Source organism: Solirubrobacter ginsenosidimutans, assembly GCF_027587205.1.
Window position 1 is genome coordinate 1 of the sequence record NZ_JAPDOD010000063.1, and the last position, 20,313, is coordinate 20,313.

Genomic DNA, 20,313 nt, shown 5'->3' on the forward strand with positions numbered 1-20,313 from the left:
GAGCGCCGCGGCGGCCGTCGCGGGCGCGCGCCCCGCGGGCTCGCGCCGCGCCCGCGCCGCCGGGGCGGATGCTCCGCCCGTCGACGCCGAACTCGTCACCCGCGAGTGGGACGGCCGTCAGGCCCGCGTCGTGGCGCGCCTGAACACGCCCGCCACGCTCGGCACCGTGCTCCCCGAGCGCGCGCTCGAGCCCAGCCCACGCGCCCGCGCCGCCGCCGGCACCACCGCACTCCCCGCCAAGCCCGCCTACGTTCCCCCGCGACCCGCCCGCGCCCGCCCCGCCCCGCAGCGGCTCAGCTACACCCAGCTGACCGACTACGGCAGGTGCGGCTATCGCTTCTACCTCAACCGGGTCCTCGGGCTACCCGACGTCACGCCGCCGCCGCCCGAGGTCGAGCCGGAGGTCGTCACCGCCGGCATCGACCCCAGGACACGCGGCTCGATCGTCCACAAGGCCCTTGAGGACCTCGACTTCGACGCGCCCAAGGCCCCGGACGACGACGTCATCAGGGCCCTCGCCGACGACGAGGGCGTCACGCTGACCGAAAGCGAGCTGACCGACATCAAGGCGTTCGTCCAGGCCTTCGCCGACTCCCCGCTCTGCGAGCGCCTCACCCACGCCGGCAACGTCACCCGCGAGGCCTGGTTCGCCTTCGCGCTCGAGCCCGACGGCTCCGGCCCGCTCGTGCGCGGATTCATCGACGTGCACGCCAGAGAGGTCGACGGCACCCACCTGGTCATCGACTACAAGACCGACCACGTGCCGCCGGACACCACGGCCGCCGACTACATCGCCCGCAACTACGAGACGCAGCGCCTCGTCTACGCGCTCGCCGCGCTACGAGCCGGCGCCCCCGCGGTCGAGGTGGCCTACTGCCTGCTCGAGACCCCCGACGAGCCGGTCACCACGCTCTACACCGCCCAGGACGCGCCTGACCTGGCGGACGCGCTCGCAACCCTCGCCCACGGCGTCCTCACCCACCACTACGAGGTCACGCAGACCCCGCACCGCGAGCTGTGCGGCTCCTGCCCCGGCCGCCACGCGCTCTGCAGCCACCCGCAGAGCGTCACGCTCAGGCCTCCGCCGGCTCCTTGGCCGGGAGCACCGGCCCGTCATACGTCTCCGACAGGTGCGGGGACCGCCTGAGGTCGATCACGGCGTTCAGCTCCGCCCCGAAGAGCAGCGCGAGGTTCGTGACCCACAGCCACACGATCAGGATCACCGCACCCGCGAACGCCCCGTAGGTCGCCGAGTACGACGAGAAGTTCGACACGTAGACGAAGAAGAGCGCCGACGCCAGGATCCAGAGGACCACGCCCACAACCGCACCCGCCGAGATCCAGCGGAAATGCCGCACTTCGACGTTCGGCGCGGCGTAGTAGACGATCGCGTAGATCGTCATCGTCACGGCCAGCGCCGCGGGCCAGCGCACGTAGAGCCAGATCGTCGCCCCGGTGTCGCCGAGCCCGATCTTGCCGAGCACGTCCGCCGCCAACCCGCCGCCGAGGAAGATCAGCACCATGGTGATCAGCGCGAGCACCATCACGCACAAGGTCCAGGCGAGATCCGTCGCCTTGCGCCGGACGAAGCCGCGACCCTCTTCGACGCGGAAGATGACGTTCAGCGCGCGCCCCGCGGCGCCGAACGCGCCCGAGGCGCCGTTCAAAGAGATCACGAGGCCGATGATCAGGGCGACGACGGCCTTGCCACGCTGGTCCTGCGCGGAGGACAAGGCGCCCTTGACCGCGTCGACCGTGTCCTGCGGCGCACCCGCGTCGCGCAGGTACGACGTCGCGTGGTCGATCAGCCCCTGCTGGCCGAAGGTGCCCAGCAGCGCGGCGCAGAACAGGAGCGCCGGGAACAACGACAACAGCGAGTAGTACGTCAGTGCAGCCGCGTTGTCGGTGATCTGGTCCTCCCGAAAACGCGAAAAAGCCCGCTTGAAATCAGCGAGCTCGAGAAACGGCCCGGCTTGGCGGCCGTCCGTGACGGCCGCCGCCTTACCGGAGAAGCGTGTCAGACGCCGCGCCTTCCACCCCACCGGTTACCGAGGCCGTACCCGCCGCTGGGGATGCCGGCGAGCAGGACCAGGATCGCGGCGATGATGGCCACGATCGCCGGAAGGCCAAGGGCAACGCAGAGTGCATACACGAGTGCCGCAAGTAGAACAGCAATCAGAATTCCGATCACGTCCAGCCCCTTCTCTAGAACGACGAACCGTACTCCCATGCTTCCCATGACCCCGAGCGATCAATCCGACCTGTCAATCGCGGTTGCTGCGGCCAAGGCGGCGTTCGCCGCGGCCAGCGCCGCCCGCGACGGCCCGCTGCGCGCGCGGGCGAAGAGCGTCAGCGCCGACCTCGTCACCGACGCCGACGGCCGCGCCGAAGCGGCCGCGGTCGCCGTCCTGCAGACCCACCGTCCCGACGACGCCGTGATCGGCGAAGAGGGTTCCGACCACACCGGCGCGACGGCGCGACGCTGGTACGTCGACGGCATCGACGGCACCGTCGCGTTCGCCTCGCGGATCGCCACCTGGTGCAGCGCCGTCGTCATCGAGGACGAGCAGGGTCCGAAGGCGACCGCGGTCTACGACGGCACCGAACTCCACACCGCCTCGCGCGGCGAGGGCGCGTTCGTCAATGGCGAGCGCTCCAGCCTCCGCGCGGCACCCACCCTGCAACACGCCCACGTCGCACTGTTCCTGCGCCAGGATCGACTGGTCAAACCTGGTGTCCGCGCGGTCGGCCACCGGCTGCTGGACCGCACCGGCCTGATCCGCCACGCCGGCCCCGGGTCGCTCGAGCTCGCCTGGGTCGCGGCCGGCCGGCTCGACGGCTGGATCCAGCCCGACACCGACCCCTGGGACTGGCTCCCGGGCGCACTGCTGGTCACCGAGGCGGGCGGAACCGCGGTCACGATCCAGCGCGAGACGCGCTGGCACGTGGCCGGCTCGACAGCTCTCGTTGACGAGCTGGTCGCGCTACTGACTTGAGCGCGATGGGAGCAGGGCGTGCCCGTCGAGCACGCTCTGCGCCACGTCGACCACGCGTCGCCCACCGCCGCGCGCGTGGTCGCGCAGCAGCTCGAACGACGCCCGGTCATCGACCGAGTGACGCTCCATCAAGATTCCCTTGGCGCGCTCGATCACCGCCCGCCGCTCCAGGGCGGACTCGAGCTGATCGACCTTCTCCAGCAGCCGCCGCTCCTCGCGATGACGCGCCATCGCGACGTTGATGGCGCCCTGGACGTCGTCCGGAGCCCAGGAGTCCACGTAGCCCGCGATCCCCATCTCCGCGGCCTGGGCGACGGTTCGCTGGCTCTCGGCTTCGCGCACCGTGACCAGCACTGGTCCCGACGCGAACTCGACCGTCTCGGAGATCAGCGCCAGGCCGTGCGCGTCGTCGCCGTCGAAGATCACGAAGGCGAGGTCCGGGTCCTCGCGGGCGATCAGCTCGATCGCCTCGCTGACCGTGACCGCGAACGGGGTCACCTCGTGCCCGAGCGACTCGAGCACCTGCGCGAGTTCACGCAGCTCGTCCTCGTCGTCGTTGGCCAAGAGGATGCGGAGATTCGTCGTGCCAGGTGTGTTGGTCATCTTCTGAACCTCCTCTACACTGAAACCGTCCCGGCCCAGCCCCCCGCCGGATGGAACCGCGCCCCAGACCACTGGCGCGAATCCTTCTGACGAACGCGAGAGCCGGACAACTTGGAGCATCTGGAACACCCTGCGTCAGGCGCGAGCGCGCCGCGAGCATATCCTCCCGACTCAGATGGCCGCGACGCGCGGACACGAGCGGATCGCCACCTGCTGACGCGTGCCCACGCGGGGGATCAGCAGGCCCGCGAGCAGCTGGTCCAGCGCTTCCTGCCGCTCGCGCGCCAACTTGCGCGCCGCTACCACCGCGGCGGCGAAGCGCTCGACGACCTGACCCAGGTGGCGTCGCTGGGCCTGCTGAAGGCGATCGATCGCTTCGACCCGACCCGCACGACCGCGTTCTCGAGCTTCGCCGTCCCGACGATCCTCGGCGAGCTCAAGCGCCACTTCCGCGACAAGGGCTGGTCGGTGCGCGTCCCGCGCGACCTCCAGGAGCTCACGGTGCGGCTGGAGCCGACGACCGAAGCCCTGTCGCGCGAGCTCGGGCGGATGCCGACGCTGGCGGAGCTCGCCAAGCGCCTCGACGTGACGACCGAGCAGGTCCTCGAGGCCCGCGAGGCGGCCGGCGCCTACCGCGCCGTCTCGCTCGATCGCCCTCGCGACGACGATGACGAAAGCGGTGACGGGATCGGCGCGTCGTTCGGCGTCGAGGACACGGGCTTCAGCGAGGCGGAGGACGCGGCCACCGTCGCGTACCTGATGCGGGTCCTGACCGAGCGCGAGCGCGAGGTGCTGCGGCTGCGGTTCTCGGAGGATCTGACGCAGGCGGAGATCGGTGAGCGGATCGGCGTCAGCCAGATGCATGTCTCGCGGATCATCCGCCAGGCGATCGGGCGACTCCGCGAAGAGGCCCAACAGGCGTAGTCTGCCGCTCCATGGAGCACTGGGACCTGCGCACCCTCGAAGTCGAGCCGCACCAGCCGAAGATCCTGCACTCCGCGCGCGGTGAAGCGCGGTCGATCCTGATCAACCTCCCGGCCGGGGAGGAGCTCCAGGACCACCAGGTGCACGAGCGCGCCTACGTCGTGGTGATCGACGGGGAGGTCGAGCTCGGCGGGCAGACCGGCGCCGCCGGCAGCGCCGCCGTCTTCGATCCCAACGAGCGCCACGCGGCCAAGGCGATCTCGGACGCGCGGCTGCTCATCGTGCTCGCGCCATGGCCCGGGAACGGCCACCCGGGCGCGCGCGATGAAGTGAAGTGAGGTGAAGAACTAGGCGCTCGGGGCCGGGGTGCCCGGCGTGTGCAGGAGGTTCTTGACGCCGTCGATGCCGGTGACCTTGCGCGCGGCCTTGCCGAAGCGCTCGACCCACTGCTCGTCCGGCACCTCGCCGCGCAGGTAGGCGACGCCGGACTGGACGTCGACCGACACGCCGCCCTTGGGCGCCTCGTGGTCGCGGAAGATCTCGGAGCGCACGCGGTCGGCGAGCGTCATGTCGTCCATCCACTCGTGGCGATGGGGCGTCACGGCGTGGGCGGCGCCCTTCATCGCGTTGGCGGAGTGGTGCGCCTGCGTGGAGGCGGCTGAGGCGACGGTGGAGGCCGCCGACGCGGCCTTGCGGCCGTTGCTGGGGGTGAGGAGCCGCGCGGCTGCGGCTCCGGCGGCCGCGCCAAGCGCAAAGGAGAAGACAGTTCGCATACCGACTCGGCTACCCAAGCGGGCGGGTCAGTAACGCGCACGCCGGCGTCGCCGCGGCAGGCGCCGGCGCTTCTTGTCGTTGCCGCGTCGCAGGCGATTGACGATCTCGTCGGACCACTCGTGCGTGCGCAACAGCAGGTAGCGCTGGCCCGCGAGGCGCATGTACGCCTCGGCCTCGGTCTCCTCGGGCTCGGTCAGCCCGCCCTCGGAGAGCATGTCCGAGACGGGCGCGTACTCCTGCTCGAACCAGAGGTTGGCGACCTCGTAGCGGTCAGCGAAATGGCCGCGCTCCTGCATCATCCGGAAGCCCCACGCCTCGACCATCTCGGCCAGCCAGCCGAAATCCCAGGGATCGGAGAGGGAGATCCGCGCGCGTTGCTGCGGCGTCAGCGGCACCCGCTCGCGGAACAGCCGCTCGTGGTCCTTCAACGGAAGTTCGGAGACGCGCAGGTCGTGCGAGAGCTTGAGCTTGGTCGTGACCTCGGTCACGTAGGCGTCGATGTCGTCGCGGCCCTGGGACTTGGCCACCGAGACGCGGTGGTGCCCGTCGCGCACGAAGTAGAGGTCGCCGACCTTGAAGAGCGAGACGGGCGGCATCGCCTCGCCGCGACGCTGGGCGGCCGCGATCCGCTCCCAGCGCGACCGCAGCCGCTGCGTGGTGGGGCGGAAGCCGCGGTCGAAGTCGGCGGCCCGGTCGACCGTCCCGACGATGTCGTCGAGTTGGACGACCTGCAGGCCGCGATCGACCTGTCCGACCCGCCCCAGCGCGTCGACGACCTCCTCGAACGGGAGGATCATCGCCACGTCGTCGGGCTCGCCGCGCAGGCGCCGGGCGACGTCGGACAGCAACCGCGCGCGCCGGGCGCGGCTGAAGTCGTGCTGAGCGTCTTGCGAGGGGGAGCCGGTGCTCACGGCTCCCGGAGGCTAGCTAAGCACCCACCGCATTGCCGTCGAATGCCTCGTCGAGCGTGGAGACGATCGTGAACACGCTGTCGAGCCCGGTGATCCGGAACGTCTTGACGATCGCGTCGTTGGAGCAGACGATCACGAGCGACCCCTCCAGGCGCCGCAGCCGCCGGTGGGCGCCGATCAGCACCCCGAGCGACGAGGAGTCGATGAACGACGTCTCCGTCAGGTCGACGATCACGTGGGTCCGGCCCGCATCGATCGGTGCGGAGACGCGCTGTTTGAACTCCGGGGCGGTGAAGAGATCGATCTCCCCGGTGACTGCGACGACGTGGGTCTCATCGTCCACGACCCGGTCCTCAATTGAAAAAGCCATGGCCATCGCGAGGGTCATCCCCCGCAACGGCCAATTTGAATCCAGCCGAAACGTCTAGTTCGGCGCACCGGCGTATTCCAGCCGGACGTGGAGGAACTCGCGCTCACCTTCTGGTGCGACGCGTAGCTCGTCGGCGAGCTGCTCGATCACGTTGCCCACGCCCGGAACCGCGGCGTCGATCACGAGCGCGTCGCCACCGCCGGGGCGCAGCGGGCCCACGCGCAGCGACAGCGTGCGCGGACCCGGCTCGAACGCGACGTCGACGGTTCCGTGCAGCACGTGCGCGGGCGCGCGGGCGGCGATCAGGTCCGCGACCAGGACGGCGTCGTCCAGGCGGTCGAGCGGGAGATCGGCGCGCGCGGCGAGCATCCCCACGACACGGCGGAGGATCGGCCCCACGAGCGGGCCGGCGGCGATCGAGACGGTCGTCGGCGCGTCGACGCCCTCAGGGTGCGCCATCACGCGACGTCCCCACGGCGCTGCCGGGAGAACGTCATGGCGACACGACTGCCCCCGCCCGGGACGGACTGGAGGTCGACAGCATCGGCGATGGCCGCGATCAGCGGCAGGCCGAGACCGGGCCCGGTCGTGTCGGAGCTGGTCCCGATGCCCCTCCCGTGATCGGACACGATCACGCTCACGTGTTCCTCCAACGGCTGGATCGAGATCTCGACCGGGCCGGCTTGATCAGCTGGATAGGCATGGCGTACGACATTTGTACAGGCCTCGGTCACCGCGAGGCGCAGGTCCTCGACGAGCTCGTCGTCGAGCCGCAGCGCCTCGGCGAACGCCCCCAGCACGTGACGGATCACGGACACGTTCTCCGGACGGGCCGGGAGCGTGAGCTTGACGTCTGTGGCTAGCCGCTGCACGTCGGCAACGGCTCGGAGCTGGGTTTGTGCGTAGCTGCCCATTCGGTTTCAGGCGAGTTGGTACCCCTCGCGGAGTGCAGCCTAACCGTCACGGGGGCCCGATTGGTGCCGTAAGAAGCATGACACGTCACCGCGGTCCCTCGTGCCATCGAGCGGCCACTCAGATGGGCCGCGGATTCGGATCCGGCGGCAAGGGCATCGGGTCCGGGGTCGGAACCGGAGGCCGCGGATCGGGGCCTGGCATCGGTGGACGGGGATCTGGGGTCATCAGGTGTTCGGCTACCCGCCCGCGGGCGGCCTTAACGCAAACGGGGCGCCCGGTCCAGGCGCCCCGTTCACTGAGGAGGAGGGTTTGACGCGCTAGCCGGAGAGTGGAGGGCATCCGTTCGGCGCGACATCACGTATATCTCCGCCAACTCTGCGTTCCAAACCAACACGAACTCAATATCCCCTGAAAGCGTCCAGAACGTCAGAGCGGAGACGTTTCGCGCGGCGAGAGCACCGCAACGTCGATGAAACCGTTCTGCGGGTTTGAACGCAGCGCGGGACGGTTACTGAGCCCCCGAGGCCGGCACGGGAGGCGTCCGGCTCAAACCACTACCGGACGCTGCTATGGATACTCTCGAAGCTACCTCGCCGGTCGCAGCCTCCGGACCCCCGTCCGGTCGAAGCGTCGCGGCTCGAGAGGAGAAGGCTGTCGCGATGACCTCCGTCCCTGCGGGACGCCCCGAGGACGGTCCAAGTCGGTCAGAAGAGGACCGTCGCCTGCTGATCCGCTATCACCGCCACGGTGACCAGGCGGCGCGGGAACAGCTGGTCCAGCGGCTCCTTCCGCTCGCGCGTCGCATGGCGCGCCGGTACCGGCGCTCGGACGAGCCGCTCGACGACCTCGTGCAGGTCGCGACACTCGGGCTGATCAAGGCCATCGACCGCTTCGATCCCGCGCGCGAGACCGCGTTCTCGTCATACGCGGTGCCGACGATGCTCGGCGAGCTCAAGCGCTATTTCCGCGACAACGGGTGGGCGGTGCACGTCCCGCGCGGGATGCAGGAGCGCGTGATGCAGGTCGACAACGCGATGAAGGACCTCTCCCGCCGGCTCGGGCGCTCGCCGTCCGCCGCCGAGGTGAGCGCGCACACGGGCCTCACGACCGAGCAGGTGCTCGAGGCGATGGAGGCGGCGTCGGCCTACGACGCCGTGTCGCTTGAGTCCTACCGCTTCGGCGACGAGGGTGACGGTGAGACCTACGCCGAGTCGATCGGCGTCGAGGACGAGCGCTTCGAACTCGTCGAGTACGGGGCCACGATCGCGCCGACGCTGCAGGCGCTCCCGCCGCGCGACCGCATCGTCCTGCACCTCCGCTTCGTGGAGGACATGACGCAGGCGGAGATCGCCGAGCGGGTGGGTGTCTCGCAGATGCACGTCTCCCGCTTGATCCGGCGGGCGCTCGAGCGGCTGCGAACGGTCGCCGAGCACTCCGGCTAGCCGGCTTATCTCGCCCGGCGGCGGGGGCCGATCTCGAACCACACGTGGGTCGAGCCCTCGCGCACGCCCCACTTCGTCGCGACCTGGTCGACGAGGTGCAGCCCCCAGCCGCCCTCGACGGTCGGCTCGGGCGTCATCTCGATCTTCGCGCGCTCGCCGTCGCCCTGGTCGATCACCTCGCCGCTGACGATGCCCTCGGTGCTGACCGACAGCGCCAGCGTGATCGGCCGCTTGGGGCCGAACTTCACCGAGTTGGTCACCAGCTCGGAGACGACCAGCTGCACGTCCTCCAGCACCTCGGGCGAGAGGATCTGATCGAACACCTCAAGCGCCGCGCGGGCCTGCGCGGGCGCGTCATCGGCGGGTGGGAACTGGAAGCTGAACTGCATCGGAGATCACGCCCGACGGGCGTGGTTGACCTATCGGTTATCCCGAGGAGCAGCCGCCCACCCGCGATGATACGCCTGCGAAGGGATTGCCGCAGCAGACAGGCGCCGTGGCCGACGGCGGAGGTCAGGACGACAACGACGACGGACTAGAGCAGCTTCAGGGCGAGGATCGCGAGATCGTCGCGCGGGCTGGCGCGATCTCCGAGCGCGGTCGCCACGAGGCTCGTGACCAGGCTCTCCGGTCCGTCGACGGGCGCGGCGCGCACCGCGGCTTCGAGCTCGGGGAAGCCCCACGTCGCCCGCGGAGCGCCCGCCTCCGTGAGCCCGTCGGTATAGAGCACCAGCGTGTCGCCCGGCCGCAGCTCGGTCTCGCGGTCGTGCAGTTCCGGGTCGGCGACGAGGCCGAGCAGCGTCCCGTAGCTGCCCACGGCCTCGACGGTGCCGTCCGCGCGGCGCAGCACCGGCCGCGGGTGGCCGCCGCAGGCCACGGTCAGCCGCGGCGGCGACGTTCCCAGCTCGACCAGCGCGCAGGCGATCGTGCAGTAGCGCCCGCCGGCCGCGGCCTGGTCGAGCATCGCCTCGCCCACCCAGCGCAGGATCTCCGCCGGTGAGCGCCGGCGCGCGGCCGCGGTGCGCAGCGTGTACCGGGCCAGCGCGGTCACCGCCGCCGCCTCGGCGCCCTTGCCCGAGACGTCGCCGATGACGAGGTACCACTGGCCTTCGCCGGTGGTGAAGACGTCGTAGAAGTCGCCGCCGACCTCGAGACCCAGGCCGGCGGGATGGAACGCCGCCGCCAGCTGCCCGCCCGGCACGCTCGGCAGGTGGGGCGGGAGCAGCGAGGTCTGCAACGCCCGCGCGATCTGCGAGGCCGCGCGATAGAGCCGCGCGTTCTCCACCGCCGCACCCGCGCGCAGACCGAAGTCCTCGGCGACGAGCACGTCCGCGGAGTCATAGACCCGGTCGGCGACCGACAGCGTGACCGTCCCGATCACGCGCCCCGCGGTCATCGGCACGATCATCCGCGCCGGTTCCAGCCACGCCGCGCCGGTCCGCATGACCTCCTCGGACTCGGGCGTCGCGCCGCCCTCGTCATCGTCGACCAGGTCGACGACGACGCGGTCGGCCAGGAACGGCACCGCGAGCTCGGTCACCGCCGCGAGCGTGCGCTCGTAGTCCAGCGAGGAGCCGCTCAGACGCCGCGACGCCTCGGCGAGGAAGCGCTGCGCCTCCTCGGAGCGCTTGAGCTCGGTGATGTCCTCGATGACGCTGATCGCCAGCCGCACGCCACCGTCGGGGTCATGGACCGCGGTCGCCTTGATCCGTGCCCAGCGGACCTCGCCCGTGGCGAGCTCGCGCGAGCGGATCGTGACCGGTTCGGGCTTGAGCCCCGCCAGCGCGAGCCGGCCGGGGAGGCGGGCGAGGTCCAGCGGTCGCCCGAGCTCGTCCGTCGCGTCGAAGCGCCGCAGGTAGGAGGCGGCGTCGAACGTGTCCAGCGCGTGGCCGCGCGGGATGCCGTAGTAGCGCGTCGCCGCCTCGTTGGCGTAGATCAGCTTGTGGGCGGGCGACTGCACGGTGATCGCGTCGGCGACGTTGTCGAGCATCACCCGCAACTCGTCGGCGAGCAGCGAGGACCGGCGCCGCGCACCCTCCAGGGCGGTTACGTCCTCGAACGTCACCACGCCGATCCGGCGTCCGTCGGCGGACGCGATGATCGAGCCCGAGACGACCACGGTCCGCAGCCCGTCGGGCGTCTCCCAGTCGACCGGGACATGCTCGACGCGCTCGCCCCGGGCCACGCGGACGGCCGGCATCTCGTCGGCCGCGAGCGGGCGTCCGGAGGCGTCGAAGAGCCCGTACGCGCGTGAATATCCCTCTGCGGGCACCCCCAGCCTGAGCGTCCCGCCGGCGAGGCGGTGGGCCGCGGCGTTGGCGTAGAGGATCCGGGCCGTGCCGGGCTCGACGAGGATCGTCGGCACCGGGAGGACGTCGAGGATCGGCTCGACGTCGAATGCTGCGGAGAGGGCAGGCTCCGAACTCACCGGTTAATGGAGCCTACGCCTCACCGCACCGCACCGGGAGGCGGATCAGGCGGCGTTCGGGTCGCCGTCGGGCTCGGTGCGACGCCGATCGAGCAGCTCGCGCAGCTGTCCCGGCTCCAACGCCTCGCGCAACCGCTCGATCGCCGTCACGACCTCAGGCTCGGACTGTTCGCGCTCGAACCTCCGCGCTGGGCGCATCAGGTCCTGCGGGCGCGCGGACTGCCCCGCTGGACCTGGCCTGCGCGCCAATGATTCGGCGTCAGGCGGGTCACCGCGCAACAACCACGAGCCGTCGGGCCGGCGGGTCAGCTCTTCTCGTTCGGCGAGCTCGGACAACGCCGTCGAGACGGTCGGGCGACGCGCGCCGACCAACTGGCCCAGAATGCGATGGGTGAGCGCGAGCGGGACGATGACGCCATCGCCGGAGACCCTGCCCCAGCGCTCGGCGAGGTGCCAGAACAACGCCTTCAAGCGCCGGTCCACGCGCGTGAGCTGGGAGATCGCCTGCGTCGTCGCCAGCCGCAGCGAGCGTTCGCTCAGCCGATCGAAGAGCGACGCCGTGATCTCGGGATACCGGGTCATCTCGGCCGCGAAGCGGCGATCGAGCACTGCCACGGTCAGCGGCGAGAGCACGGTCCAGACCGCGTCGACGGGCAGCAGCCCGGTCCGGCTGGCGGGCTGCCACGGGCGAACGAGATCGCCCGGGCCGAGCAGTTCGGCGCTCACGTGGTCCGCAACGACGAGCTCACGTGAGAGGATGCCGTCGATGATCAAAAGCCCCACGTGGTCAGCGGTCGCTCCCGCGAGGCGGGATACGTCCCACGGACCCACGGGCAGCTTGTGGGTTCTTACGACGAGCTCGCGCTCGGCTTGGTCGCGCCTGGAATCGTTGAGCAGAAGCCCCAGATCGGGGTCTACGTCCAACAGGCGAACCATGTCAGGCGTCCGGGACATTGGGATCACAGCTCCTCTCACGACCTTGGGCTACCCGTGAAGGTCGGATTCCAGACGTGGTCGGAAACAACGGGAAGCGGAGGGCACTCCAATTTCTGGCTGGTTTATTCAGGCCCTAGAGCGGTGAGTCAAGAAGGCAGCCATGGCACAGGAGCGTGACGCGTACACCGGGCCGTTTGCGGCCCTCATCGACCGAGGGGAGGAACGCGGCTGCGTCGACCTGAAGGAGGTTGACGAGCTCGTTCAGGCCCTGGAGCTCGAGGACGAGGAACTCAGCGCCCTCTATGAGCAGTTGCATGCCCGCCATATCGAGCTTCGCGACGACTGCACGCGCGAGAACGCCGTGGAGTCGCCGATCGACGATGCCGCATTCGCCACCGTTACGACAGACACGCTGCAGCTGTTCCTCAACGAGATCGGCCGCCACCGGCTGCTGACCCCTGCGGAGGAGATCGACCTCGCCAAGCGCATCGAACGCGGTGATCTGCGGGCCAAGGACCGCATGATCAACGCGAACCTGCGCCTGGTCGTCTCGATCGCGAAGAAGTACCAGGGCTCCGAGCTGACGCTCCTGGATCTGATCCAGGAAGGCATCCTCGGGCTGATCCGCGCGGTCGAGAAGTTCGACTGGCGCCGCGGCTACCGCTTCTCCACCTACGCGACCTGGTGGATTCGCCAGGCCGTCGAGCGCGGGATGGACGCCAAGGCCCGCACGATCAAGCTGCCGATCAACCTCGTGCGCACGCAACGCAAGGTCGCGCGCGCGGAGAACGCGCTGTCGCTCAAGCTCGACCGCGCGCCCACCGACGAGGAGATCGCCAAAGAGGCCGAGATCACCGTCGAGGACCTGACCGCGTTGCGCGACGCCGCGCGCACCGTCACCTCACTCGACCGTCCGCTCGGCGAGGGCGAGGACGCCGCGTTCGGCGACCTCCTGCCGTCCGACGGGCCGGCGCCCGAGGACGTCGTCCACGTGTCCCTGCGTGAGGAGACGCTCAAGCGGGCGCTCCAGGAATTGCCTGACCGCGAGCGGACCGTGGTGGCGCTGCGCTACGGCATCGACGGCGGCGAGCCGACCCCACTGCGCGAGATCGGCCGGCAGCTCGGCATCACGCCTGAGCGGGTGCGGCAGATCGAGTCCAAGGCGCTGGGTCGTCTTGGGCGGATGCGCGAGTTGGCCGCGTTGCGGCAGGCGGCGTAGGGACGAACAGCATGCATTGAGGGAGGGGGAGTGGCGCACCCTCCGTTGCTCCCTGCCGTCGTCCGCCGCTCGGCGCCCGGTCGCCGCGGTCGACCGTGCGCGGTTACCGGCCTGAACGTGTGCTCGATCCGGTTCGCGCTCGCGACGCGAGCGTCGAGTTTCTCGCGCTCTGCTCACGAAAGTCGACGCTCGCTCACCATCCCACGCGCCACGTTGCCATGGGCGGGGTGATCGGCCACTGGGCGGACGGCGGCAGCCAGACCCGGAGGGCGCACCGAAACCGCCCCCTCTCTCAATGCTTCCTGTTCGTCCCTCGCGGACTAGGGCGAGGGTGCGTCCGCGTCCGGGTCCCAGCGCCCATCGGCGCCGACGTTCCCCGTGACCGGATTCGCCCGCGCCGGGTCACCGGTGCGCGCGTAAGAGAAGGTCATCCGCACCTCGGTGCCCTGCCCCGCCGAGCCCTTGAGCTCGAACGCGTCAGACAGCGCGGCGATCAGCGGCAGGCCGAGCCCGAGCGCCGGCGGTTCGGCGCGCGCCGGGCGCGGCTGGATGCCCGCGCCGTGGTCGCGGACCACGATCGTCAGGCCCGTCTCGTCGGCCAGCATCTCGACCTCGAGCATGCCCGCGTCCTCGTCGTAAGCATGCACCACAACGTTCGTGCACGCCTCGGTGACGGCCATCTTCATGTCGGCCAGGACGGAGGCGTCGAAGTCCAGGGCGTCGGCCATGCCCGCGAGGGCCTGGCGCACGACGCCGACACCTTCCGGACGCGCCGGCATGGTCAGCAGGACCTCCGGCGCGGGGACGGTCATTCGCCGGCGCCGTTGGTGGAGCGGGCGGCCTGGATGGCCTCCTCGCGACCCTGCAGCACCGGCAGGACCGGTACCAGACCGGTGATGTCGAGGATCCGCTGGACCCCCGGCTCCACGCTGTCGCCGACGCAGACCACGTAACCCTGGCCGGCTTCGATCGCGCGTCGCCGCGCATCGAGCAGCGCGCCGAGCACGGAGGAGTCGACGAAGGTGGCGGCCGTGAGATCGACGACGATGCCGCCGCCCCGGCCAAGGGCCTCATCGAGACGCTCGCGCAGGGTCGGCGCGGTGTAGATGTCGTGCTCTCCCTCGACGACAACGACGACAACATCTTCGACGCTCTCGTCCAGCACGATGGGATTGGCATCCATACGGCCGTGCACGATACCCACCTTCCGAGTCGACTAACGTCACTCACCGGGTATTGGTGAACGGATGGCCGACGGCCTCGACGCCTATAGGGCCAAACGCGACTTCGATGAGACCCCCGAACCGGCGGGAGAGCGGGCCCCGCGCGAGGGCGAGCTGCGCTTCGTCGTACAGGAGCACTCCGCCCGCGCGATGCACTGGGACCTGCGCCTCGAGCACGAGGGAACGCTGGCCAGCTGGGCGGTTCCGAAGGGCATCCCGACCGACCCGAAGCGCAACAACCTGGCGGTGAGGACCGAGGATCACCCGCTCGAGTACCTCGACTTCCACGGCGAGATCCCCGCCGGCCACTACGGCGCGGGCACGATGAAGATCTTCGATCGCGGCACGTTCGAGGTCGAGAAATGGCGCGACGCCGAGGTCATGGTCGTCTTCCACGGCGAACGCGTGCGCGGCAAGTACGTGCTGTTCAAGACCGGCGGCAAGAACTGGATGATCCACCGGATGGACCCGCCGGAGGACCCGGACTCCGAGCCGATGCCGCAGCGGGTCGCGCCGATGCTGGCCCGCATCGGCAAGCTGCCCGTGGGCGAGAACTGGGCGTACGAGATCAAGTGGGACGGCGTGCGCGCGATCGGCTATGCGGAGGGCGGCCGGCTCAAGCTCGAGAGCCGCAACGCCAACAACATCACGGCGCGCTACCCGGAACTGCGCCCCCTCGGCCGCGCTCTCGGGACCCACGAGGCGATCCTCGACGGCGAGGTGGTCGCCCTGGACGCCGATGGCCGCCCGAGCTTCCAGCGCCTGCAGCGGCGCATGCACCTCACCTCGGAGGGGATGGTCCGGCGCCTGAGCCAGTCCGAGCCCGTCGTCTACATGATCTTCGACCTGCTCTGGCTCGACGGCCACTCGCTGATGGAGCTGACCTACGACGAGCGGCGCAAGCACCTCGCCGAGCTCGAGCTGACCGGGCCGACCTGGCAGGCGCCGGCGCATCACGTCGGCAACGGCGCCGCGCTGCTCGAAGCCTCCAAGGCGCAGGGCCTGGAGGGCCTCGTCGCCAAGCGCCGCGACTCCACGTACCTCCCCGGCCGCCGCTCCCAGGGCTGGGTGAAGGTCAAGAACGTCCGCAACACCGACGTGGTCGTCGCCGGGTGGGTGGGCGGCGACGGGGGCCGCCTGGGCAAGATCGGCGCGCTCGTGATCGGCTTCACCACCGACGACGGCGAGCTGCGCTACGCGGGCAAGGTCGGCACGGGCTTCAACGAGGCCGAGCTCAAGCGGCTGCAGGGCATCGTGGACCCGCTCGCGCGCGAGACGAGCCCGTTCACCGGCACCCAGCCCGAGAAGGCCACCCACTTCATCGAGCCCACGCTCGTCGCCAGCGTCGACTACGGCGACATGACCGACGCCGGAACCCTGCGTCACCCTGTCTACAAGGGCCTGCGCGACGACATCGACCCCGCCGAGGTCGTCGCACCCGAAGAGCCCTAGCCCACGGCGGTACCGACCGCCTCGGCTTTCTCGCTGATCGCTTTGAAGTGCTGTTCCAATTGCGCGATGGCCTCCGCGAACGCCTCCTTGTCGCCACTTCTCGCCGCCGAGCTCGTGTCGCGTGCCGCGTCCGCGCCGGCTTCGATCTCCTTGATGAACGCGTCGTACTCGTCCTGCGCCTCGTCGGGCGCATCGAGCTCGCGCAACCGAGCAACGGTGTCGTCCATCGCCTGCGCATACCGATCCATCTGCCCGGGGTCGGCGTTGTCGGCGTTCTTCGCGGCCTGGTCCATGGGCTGCTGCGCCTTCTTGACCCCGTCGTTGAACTCGTCCGTATCGGAACCGCCGCAGCCCGCTGCGACGAGGGCTACGGCGACGACGACGATGAAGGCAGAAATCCGGTTCATATTTCCTTTCGAGTCCCCGCTACCGCAAGCCTTCATGCGCCACCCGTCCTCTCGACCCGTCAGAATGGACCGATGGCGCGATCAATGTGGAGTGGAGCGATCTCCTTCGGACTCGTCAACGTCCCCATCAAGCTCTACTCCGCGGTGTCCAAGAAGACGGTGCGGTTCCACCAGCTCAACGGGGAGACCGGGAGCCGGATCGCCCAGAAGCGGGTGGACTCGATCACCGGCGAGGAAGTCCCGTACGAGAACCTCGTCAAGGGCTATGAGCTGACCAAGGACCACTACGTCCTGATCAGCCCGGACGAGCTGGAGACGCTCGAGCCGGAGAAGTCGCGCACGATCGACATCGAGGACTTCGTGGACCTCGCCGACATCGATCCGGTCTACTACGACCACCCGTACTACCTCGTCCCCGACAAGGGCGCCGCGAAGGCCTACGGGCTGCTGCTGAACGCCATGCGCGAGTCGGGCCGCGTCGCGATCGCCCGCGTGATCCTGCGCTCCAAGGAGCAGCTCGTCGCGATCCGGCCGGACCGTGACGGCTCCGTCCTGATGATGGAGACGATGATCTTCTCCGACGAGGTCGTGCCCAAGGACGACCTCGACGGCCTCCCCGCCGCCGATGAGCTGAAGGTCTCCGACCGCGAGGTCGCGATGGCGCAGCAGCTGATCGAGTCGCTCAGCGGCGAGTTCGAGCCCGAGAAGTACAAGGACCAGTACCGCGAGCAGGTGCTCGAGCTGATCGAGCGCAAGGCCGCGGGCGAGGAGATCACCGCCGCGCCCGAGGCGCCCGCCCCGGCCAAGGTGCCCGACCTCATGGCCGCGCTCGAGGCGAGCCTCGCCGCGGTCCGCACCGATGACGACGACAAGCCCAAGCGCAAGAGCGCCAAGTCGTCTTCGGAGCGCGAGAAGGTCTCCTAGCCGAGACCGAGCAGAAATCGAGAAGCGCGGTCGTGCGGCCGCAGCTAGGTTGAAGGTATGGCCACGAGCACGGACACGGAGTCTCTAGCGCTGCACGCCGCCGACACGCACGACTTGATCAGGGTGCACGGCGCGCGGGTGAACAACCTCAAGAACGTCAGCGTCGAGATCCCCAAGCGCCGGCTGACGGTCTTCACCGGCGTCTCAGGCTCGGGCAAGAGCTCGCTCGTGTTCGGCACGATCGCCGCGGAGTCCCAGCGGCTGATCAACGAGACCTACAGCACGTTCGTGCAGGGCTTCATGCCGACGCTCGCGCGGCCCGACGTCGACGTGCTCGACGGGATCACCACGGCGATCAGCGTCGACCAGGAGCGGATGGGGTCCAACCCGCGCTCGACCGTCGGCACCGTCACCGACGCCGACGCGATGCTGCGGATCCTCTACAGCCGGCTCGCCAAACCGCACATCGGCTCGCCCGGCGCGTACTCCTTCAACGTCGCCTCCGCGCACGGCAGCGGCGGGATCACGGTCGAGCGCGGCGACAAGACCATCACCAAGAGCGCCGCCTTCAGCCGCGTCGGTGGCATGTGCCCGCGCTGCGAGGGCCGTGGCTCCGTCTCGGACTTCGACCTCTCCGCGCTCTACGACGACAGCAAGTCGCTCAACGAGGGCGCGCTCACGATCCCCGGCTACAGCATGGAAGGCTGGTACGGCCGGATCTTCCGCGGCTGCGGTTTCTTCGACCCGGACAAGCCGATCAAGAAGTACAACAAGCGCGAGCTCCACGACCTGCTCTACAAGGAGCCGACGAAGATCAAGGTCGAGGGCATCAACCTGACGTACTCGGGTCTGATCCCGTCGATCCAGAAGTCGATGCTCGCCAAGGACGTCGACGCGATGCAGCCGCACATCCGCGCCTTCGTCGAGCGGGCGGTGGTCTTCACCACCTGCCCGGAGTGCGATGGCACCCGGCTCAGCGAGGCGGCCCGGACGTCGAAGATCGACGGCGTCTCGATCGCCGACGTCTCCGCGATGGAGATCCGCGATCTCGCCCAGTGGGTCCAGAGCCTGGACGAACCGTCGGTCGCCCCGCTGCTCGTGGCGCTGCGCGAGACGCTCGACTCGTTCGTGGAGATCGGGCTCGGCTACCTCTCGCTCAACCGCCCGTCGGGCACGCTGTCCGGCGGCGAGGCGCAGCGGACGCGGATGATCCGCCACCTCGGCTCGAGCCTCACCGACGTCACCTACGTCTTCGACGAGCCGACGATCGGCCTGCACCCGCACGACATCCAGCGGATGAACGAACTGCTGCTGCAGCTGCGCGACAAGGGCAACACCGTGCTGGTGGTGGAGCACAAGCCGGAGGTGATCGCGATCGCCGACCACGTCGTCGACCTCGGGCCCCGCGCCGGCTCCGAAGGTGGCGAGGTGACGTTCGAAGGCACGGTCGAAGCGCTGCGTGAGACCGACACGATCACCGGCCGCCATCTCGACGACCGGGCGAAGCTCAAGGACTCGGTGCGCACGCCGTCCGGCAAGCTCGAGATCCGCGGCGCGGACACCAACAACCTGCAGGACGTCGACGTCGACATCCCGCTCGGCGTGCTCAGCGTGCTCACCGGCGTGGCCGGCTCGGGCAAGAGCTCGCTGATCCGCGGCTCGGTGTCCGGGCGCGACGGCGTCGTGACGGTCGACCAGGGCGCGATCAAGGGCTCGCGCCGCAGCAACCCGGCGACCTACACGGGGCTGCTGGATCCGATCCGCAAGGCGTTCGCGAAGGCCAACGGCGTCAAGCCGGCCCTGTTCAGCGCCAACTCCGAAGGCGCCTGCCCGAACTGCAACGGCGCCGGCGTCATCTACACGGACCTGGGGATCATGGCCGGCGTCGCCACCCCCTGCGAGGAGTGCGAGGGCAAGCGCTTCGGCGCCGAGGTCCTCGAGTACACGTTCGGCGGCAAGGACATCAGCGAGGTGCTCGCGATGTCGGTGACCGAGGCCGAGGCGTTCTTCAGCGCCGGTGAGGCGAAGGTGCCGGCCGCGCACAAGATCCTCGCCCGGCTCGTCGACGTCGGGCTCGGCTACGTCAGCCTCGGCCAGCCGCTCCCGACGCTGTCCGGCGGCGAGCGCCAGCGGCTCAAGCTCGCGACCCACCTCGGCGAGAAGGGCGGCGTCTACGTCCTCGACGAGCCGACGTCCGGCCTGCATCTCGCGAACGTCGAGCAGCTGCTCGGCCTGCTCGACCGGCTGGTGGACTCCGGCAAGTCGGTGATCGTCATCGAGCACCACCAGGCGGTCATGGCGCACGCCGACTGGATCATCGACCTCGGCCCCGGTGCCGGCGCCGACGGCGGCCGGATCGTCTTCGAGGGCGCACCCGCCGACCTCGTCGCCGCGCGTTCCACCGTCACCGGCGAGCACCTCGCGGAGTACGTCTCCTAACTCAGGGAGTCCACGAACTCCAGTCGCTCGGTCATGCGCGTCAGCTCGAAGACGCGCTGAACGAGCGACGGCCCGCGCACGAGCACCAGCCGGCGCTCGTTGGACTCGAGCATCCGCTCCGCGGCCATGACCGAGCGCAGGCCGCTCGAGTCCAGGAAGTCGAGCGAGCGCAGGTCCAGCGCGACGATGTCGACGCCCGGCTCCTCGGCCAGCCGCGTCAGCTCCGGCTCCAGCGCGGAGGTCGCGAGCAGGTCCAGCTCCCCGCGCAGCTGCACGACCGCGGACGCGCCACGGACGACTGTCTCGAATGAGAACCTCGTCACGCGCGCAAGCCTAAACCGCGCGGGCCC

Annotated in this window: 24 protein-coding genes; 9 read left to right on the forward strand and 15 right to left on the reverse strand. The window is 70.0% G+C overall.

Annotated elements, in window-relative coordinates; translation table 11 throughout:
• The coding region (locus OM076_RS38795) for a RecB family exonuclease (RefSeq protein ID WP_270045560.1) at positions 1-1,147 on the forward strand (1,147 nt) is incomplete at its 5' end.
• Here OM076_RS38795 and OM076_RS38800 read toward each other — a convergent pair.
• Together OM076_RS38800 and OM076_RS38805 are read right to left on the reverse strand one after the other, a co-directional pair.
• On the reverse strand, positions 1,074-2,042 hold the full coding sequence (locus OM076_RS38800) for a YihY/virulence factor BrkB family protein (RefSeq protein WP_270045561.1): 969 nt from the start codon (positions 2,040-2,042) through the stop codon (positions 1,074-1,076). The two genes, OM076_RS38795 and OM076_RS38800, sit on opposite strands and share 74 nt — an antisense overlap.
• On the reverse strand, positions 2,018-2,191 hold the full coding sequence (locus tag OM076_RS38805) for a hypothetical protein (protein ID WP_270045562.1): 174 nt from the start codon (positions 2,189-2,191) through the stop codon (positions 2,018-2,020). The genes OM076_RS38800 and OM076_RS38805 overlap by 25 nt, the downstream gene beginning before the upstream one ends.
• Before the next feature lie 46 nt (positions 2,192-2,237).
• On the opposite strand from OM076_RS38805, the gene OM076_RS38810 reads away from it, so the two are divergent.
• Positions 2,238-2,996 (forward strand): inositol monophosphatase family protein, encoded by a 759-nt coding sequence (locus tag OM076_RS38810; RefSeq protein WP_270045563.1) that lies wholly within the window; start codon positions 2,238-2,240, stop codon positions 2,994-2,996.
• On the opposite strand, the gene OM076_RS38815 is transcribed toward OM076_RS38810, so the two are convergent.
• Positions 2,985-3,599, reverse strand: a complete 615-nt coding sequence (locus OM076_RS38815) for an ANTAR domain-containing response regulator (RefSeq protein ID WP_270045564.1) — start codon at positions 3,597-3,599, stop codon at positions 2,985-2,987. The genes OM076_RS38810 and OM076_RS38815 overlap by 12 nt on opposite strands.
• A 111-nt stretch (positions 3,600-3,710) precedes the next feature.
• Between OM076_RS38815 and OM076_RS38820 the strand changes: the two genes are divergently transcribed.
• A complete protein-coding gene (locus tag OM076_RS38820; RefSeq protein WP_270045565.1) occupies positions 3,711-4,523 on the forward strand; it encodes a SigB/SigF/SigG family RNA polymerase sigma factor in 813 nt (270 codons plus the stop codon).
• Between the two features lie 11 nt (positions 4,524-4,534).
• A complete protein-coding gene (locus tag OM076_RS38825) occupies positions 4,535-4,861 on the forward strand; it encodes a pirin family protein (protein WP_270045566.1) in 327 nt (108 codons plus the stop codon).
• A gap of 9 nt (positions 4,862-4,870) precedes the next feature.
• On the opposite strand, the gene OM076_RS38830 is transcribed toward OM076_RS38825, so the two are convergent.
• The 5 genes from OM076_RS38830 to OM076_RS38850 are packed head-to-tail and all read right to left on the reverse strand — an operon-like array spanning position 4,871 to position 7,450.
• Positions 4,871-5,296 carry a BON domain-containing protein gene (locus tag OM076_RS38830; RefSeq protein WP_270045567.1) on the reverse strand — a complete coding sequence of 142 codons (426 nt, stop codon included), beginning with the start codon at positions 5,294-5,296 and terminating at the stop codon, positions 4,871-4,873.
• 27 nt (positions 5,297-5,323) lie between these two features.
• Positions 5,324-6,208, reverse strand: coding sequence for a hypothetical protein (locus OM076_RS38835; RefSeq protein ID WP_270045568.1), 885 nt, complete (start codon positions 6,206-6,208; stop codon positions 5,324-5,326).
• Positions 6,209-6,224: 16 nt separating this feature from the next.
• On the reverse strand, positions 6,225-6,578 hold the full coding sequence (locus OM076_RS38840) for an STAS domain-containing protein (protein ID WP_270045569.1): 354 nt from the start codon (positions 6,576-6,578) through the stop codon (positions 6,225-6,227).
• Between the two features lie 54 nt (positions 6,579-6,632).
• A complete protein-coding gene (locus OM076_RS38845; protein ID WP_270045570.1) occupies positions 6,633-7,037 on the reverse strand; it encodes a hypothetical protein in 405 nt (134 codons plus the stop codon).
• Entirely contained in the window at positions 7,037-7,450 is a 414-nt protein-coding gene (locus OM076_RS38850) for an ATP-binding protein (RefSeq protein ID WP_270045571.1), read from the reverse strand. Before OM076_RS38850 ends, OM076_RS38845 begins: the two co-directional genes overlap by 1 nt.
• Before the next feature lie 702 nt (positions 7,451-8,152).
• Between OM076_RS38850 and OM076_RS38855 the strand changes: the two genes are divergently transcribed.
• Complete coding sequence (locus tag OM076_RS38855; protein WP_270045572.1) at positions 8,153-8,935, forward strand: SigB/SigF/SigG family RNA polymerase sigma factor; 783 nt, start codon at positions 8,153-8,155, stop codon at positions 8,933-8,935.
• Between the two features lie 5 nt (positions 8,936-8,940).
• Here OM076_RS38855 and OM076_RS38860 read toward each other — a convergent pair whose 3' ends face one another.
• The 3 genes from OM076_RS38860 to OM076_RS38870 all read right to left on the reverse strand — a co-directional run bounded on the left by OM076_RS38860 (position 8,941) and on the right by OM076_RS38870 (position 12,287).
• Complete coding sequence (locus OM076_RS38860) at positions 8,941-9,324, reverse strand: ATP-binding protein (protein WP_270045573.1); 384 nt, start codon at positions 9,322-9,324, stop codon at positions 8,941-8,943.
• A 146-nt stretch (positions 9,325-9,470) separates the two neighbouring features.
• The gene (locus tag OM076_RS38865) at positions 9,471-11,363 is read right to left on the reverse strand and encodes a SpoIIE family protein phosphatase (protein WP_270045574.1); all 1,893 of its coding nucleotides are present in this window, start codon (positions 11,361-11,363) and stop codon (positions 9,471-9,473) included.
• A 45-nt stretch (positions 11,364-11,408) separates the two neighbouring features.
• Positions 11,409-12,287: a Crp/Fnr family transcriptional regulator gene (locus tag OM076_RS38870; protein WP_270045575.1), complete on the reverse strand. Its 879-nt coding sequence runs from the start codon at positions 12,285-12,287 to the stop codon at positions 11,409-11,411.
• A 172-nt stretch (positions 12,288-12,459) separates the two neighbouring features.
• Here OM076_RS38870 and OM076_RS38875 point away from each other — a divergent pair, with 172 nt between their 5' ends.
• Complete coding sequence (locus OM076_RS38875) at positions 12,460-13,518, forward strand: sigma-70 family RNA polymerase sigma factor (RefSeq protein ID WP_270045576.1); 1,059 nt, start codon at positions 12,460-12,462, stop codon at positions 13,516-13,518.
• A 320-nt stretch (positions 13,519-13,838) separates the two neighbouring features.
• Here OM076_RS38875 and OM076_RS38880 read toward each other — a convergent pair whose 3' ends face one another.
• Together OM076_RS38880 and OM076_RS38885 are read right to left on the reverse strand one after the other, a co-directional pair.
• Positions 13,839-14,330 (reverse strand): ATP-binding protein, encoded by a 492-nt coding sequence (locus OM076_RS38880; RefSeq protein ID WP_270045577.1) that lies wholly within the window; start codon positions 14,328-14,330, stop codon positions 13,839-13,841.
• Positions 14,327-14,701: an STAS domain-containing protein gene (locus tag OM076_RS38885; protein WP_270045578.1), complete on the reverse strand. Its 375-nt coding sequence runs from the start codon at positions 14,699-14,701 to the stop codon at positions 14,327-14,329. The genes OM076_RS38880 and OM076_RS38885 overlap by 4 nt, the downstream gene beginning before the upstream one ends.
• Positions 14,702-14,765: 64 nt before the next feature.
• Here OM076_RS38885 and ligD point away from each other — a divergent pair, with 64 nt between their 5' ends.
• Positions 14,766-16,193, forward strand: a complete 1,428-nt coding sequence (gene ligD / locus OM076_RS38890) for a non-homologous end-joining DNA ligase (RefSeq protein ID WP_270045579.1) — start codon at positions 14,766-14,768, stop codon at positions 16,191-16,193.
• Here ligD and OM076_RS38895 read toward each other — a convergent pair.
• Positions 16,190-16,636: a hypothetical protein gene (locus tag OM076_RS38895; protein WP_270045580.1), complete on the reverse strand. Its 447-nt coding sequence runs from the start codon at positions 16,634-16,636 to the stop codon at positions 16,190-16,192. The two genes, ligD and OM076_RS38895, sit on opposite strands and share 4 nt — an antisense overlap.
• A gap of 36 nt (positions 16,637-16,672) precedes the next feature.
• Between OM076_RS38895 and ku the strand changes: the two genes are divergently transcribed.
• Positions 16,673-17,524 carry a non-homologous end joining protein Ku gene (ku, locus tag OM076_RS38900; RefSeq protein ID WP_270045581.1) on the forward strand — a complete coding sequence of 284 codons (852 nt, stop codon included), beginning with the start codon at positions 16,673-16,675 and terminating at the stop codon, positions 17,522-17,524.
• Between the two features lie 57 nt (positions 17,525-17,581).
• Positions 17,582-19,963 carry an ATP-binding cassette domain-containing protein gene (locus tag OM076_RS38905; protein ID WP_270045582.1) on the forward strand — a complete coding sequence of 794 codons (2,382 nt, stop codon included), beginning with the start codon at positions 17,582-17,584 and terminating at the stop codon, positions 19,961-19,963.
• Here OM076_RS38905 and OM076_RS38910 read toward each other — a convergent pair.
• Positions 19,960-20,286 carry an STAS domain-containing protein gene (locus OM076_RS38910; RefSeq protein WP_270045583.1) on the reverse strand — a complete coding sequence of 109 codons (327 nt, stop codon included), beginning with the start codon at positions 20,284-20,286 and terminating at the stop codon, positions 19,960-19,962. The genes OM076_RS38905 and OM076_RS38910 overlap by 4 nt on opposite strands.
• Positions 20,287-20,313: the final 27 nt, after the last annotated feature.

Excerpts from the sequence above, each read along its gene's own strand:
- OM076_RS38810 (WP_270045563.1), top strand. The coding sequence starts at position 2,238 with ATGACCCCGAGCGATCAATCCGACCTGTCAATCGCGGTTGCTGCGGCC.
- OM076_RS38815 (WP_270045564.1), bottom strand. The coding sequence starts at position 3,599 with ATGACCAACACACCTGGCACGACGAATCTCCGCATCCTCTTGGCCAAC.
- OM076_RS38825 (WP_270045566.1), top strand. The coding sequence starts at position 4,535 with ATGGAGCACTGGGACCTGCGCACCCTCGAAGTCGAGCCGCACCAGCCG.
- OM076_RS38830 (WP_270045567.1), bottom strand. The coding sequence starts at position 5,296 with ATGCGAACTGTCTTCTCCTTTGCGCTTGGCGCGGCCGCCGGAGCCGCA.
- OM076_RS38840 (WP_270045569.1), bottom strand. The coding sequence starts at position 6,578 with ATGGCTTTTTCAATTGAGGACCGGGTCGTGGACGATGAGACCCACGTC.
- OM076_RS38845 (WP_270045570.1), bottom strand. The coding sequence starts at position 7,037 with ATGGCGCACCCTGAGGGCGTCGACGCGCCGACGACCGTCTCGATCGCC.
- OM076_RS38855 (WP_270045572.1), top strand. The coding sequence starts at position 8,153 with ATGACCTCCGTCCCTGCGGGACGCCCCGAGGACGGTCCAAGTCGGTCA.
- OM076_RS38860 (WP_270045573.1), bottom strand. The coding sequence starts at position 9,324 with ATGCAGTTCAGCTTCCAGTTCCCACCCGCCGATGACGCGCCCGCGCAG.
- OM076_RS38875 (WP_270045576.1), top strand. The coding sequence starts at position 12,460 with ATGGCACAGGAGCGTGACGCGTACACCGGGCCGTTTGCGGCCCTCATC.
- OM076_RS38880 (WP_270045577.1), bottom strand. The coding sequence starts at position 14,330 with ATGACCGTCCCCGCGCCGGAGGTCCTGCTGACCATGCCGGCGCGTCCG.
- OM076_RS38885 (WP_270045578.1), bottom strand. The coding sequence starts at position 14,701 with ATGGATGCCAATCCCATCGTGCTGGACGAGAGCGTCGAAGATGTTGTC.
- ligD (WP_270045579.1), top strand. The coding sequence starts at position 14,766 with ATGGCCGACGGCCTCGACGCCTATAGGGCCAAACGCGACTTCGATGAG.
- OM076_RS38895 (WP_270045580.1), bottom strand. The coding sequence starts at position 16,636 with ATGAAGGCTTGCGGTAGCGGGGACTCGAAAGGAAATATGAACCGGATT.
- ku (WP_270045581.1), top strand. The coding sequence starts at position 16,673 with ATGGCGCGATCAATGTGGAGTGGAGCGATCTCCTTCGGACTCGTCAAC.
- OM076_RS38905 (WP_270045582.1), top strand. The coding sequence starts at position 17,582 with ATGGCCACGAGCACGGACACGGAGTCTCTAGCGCTGCACGCCGCCGAC.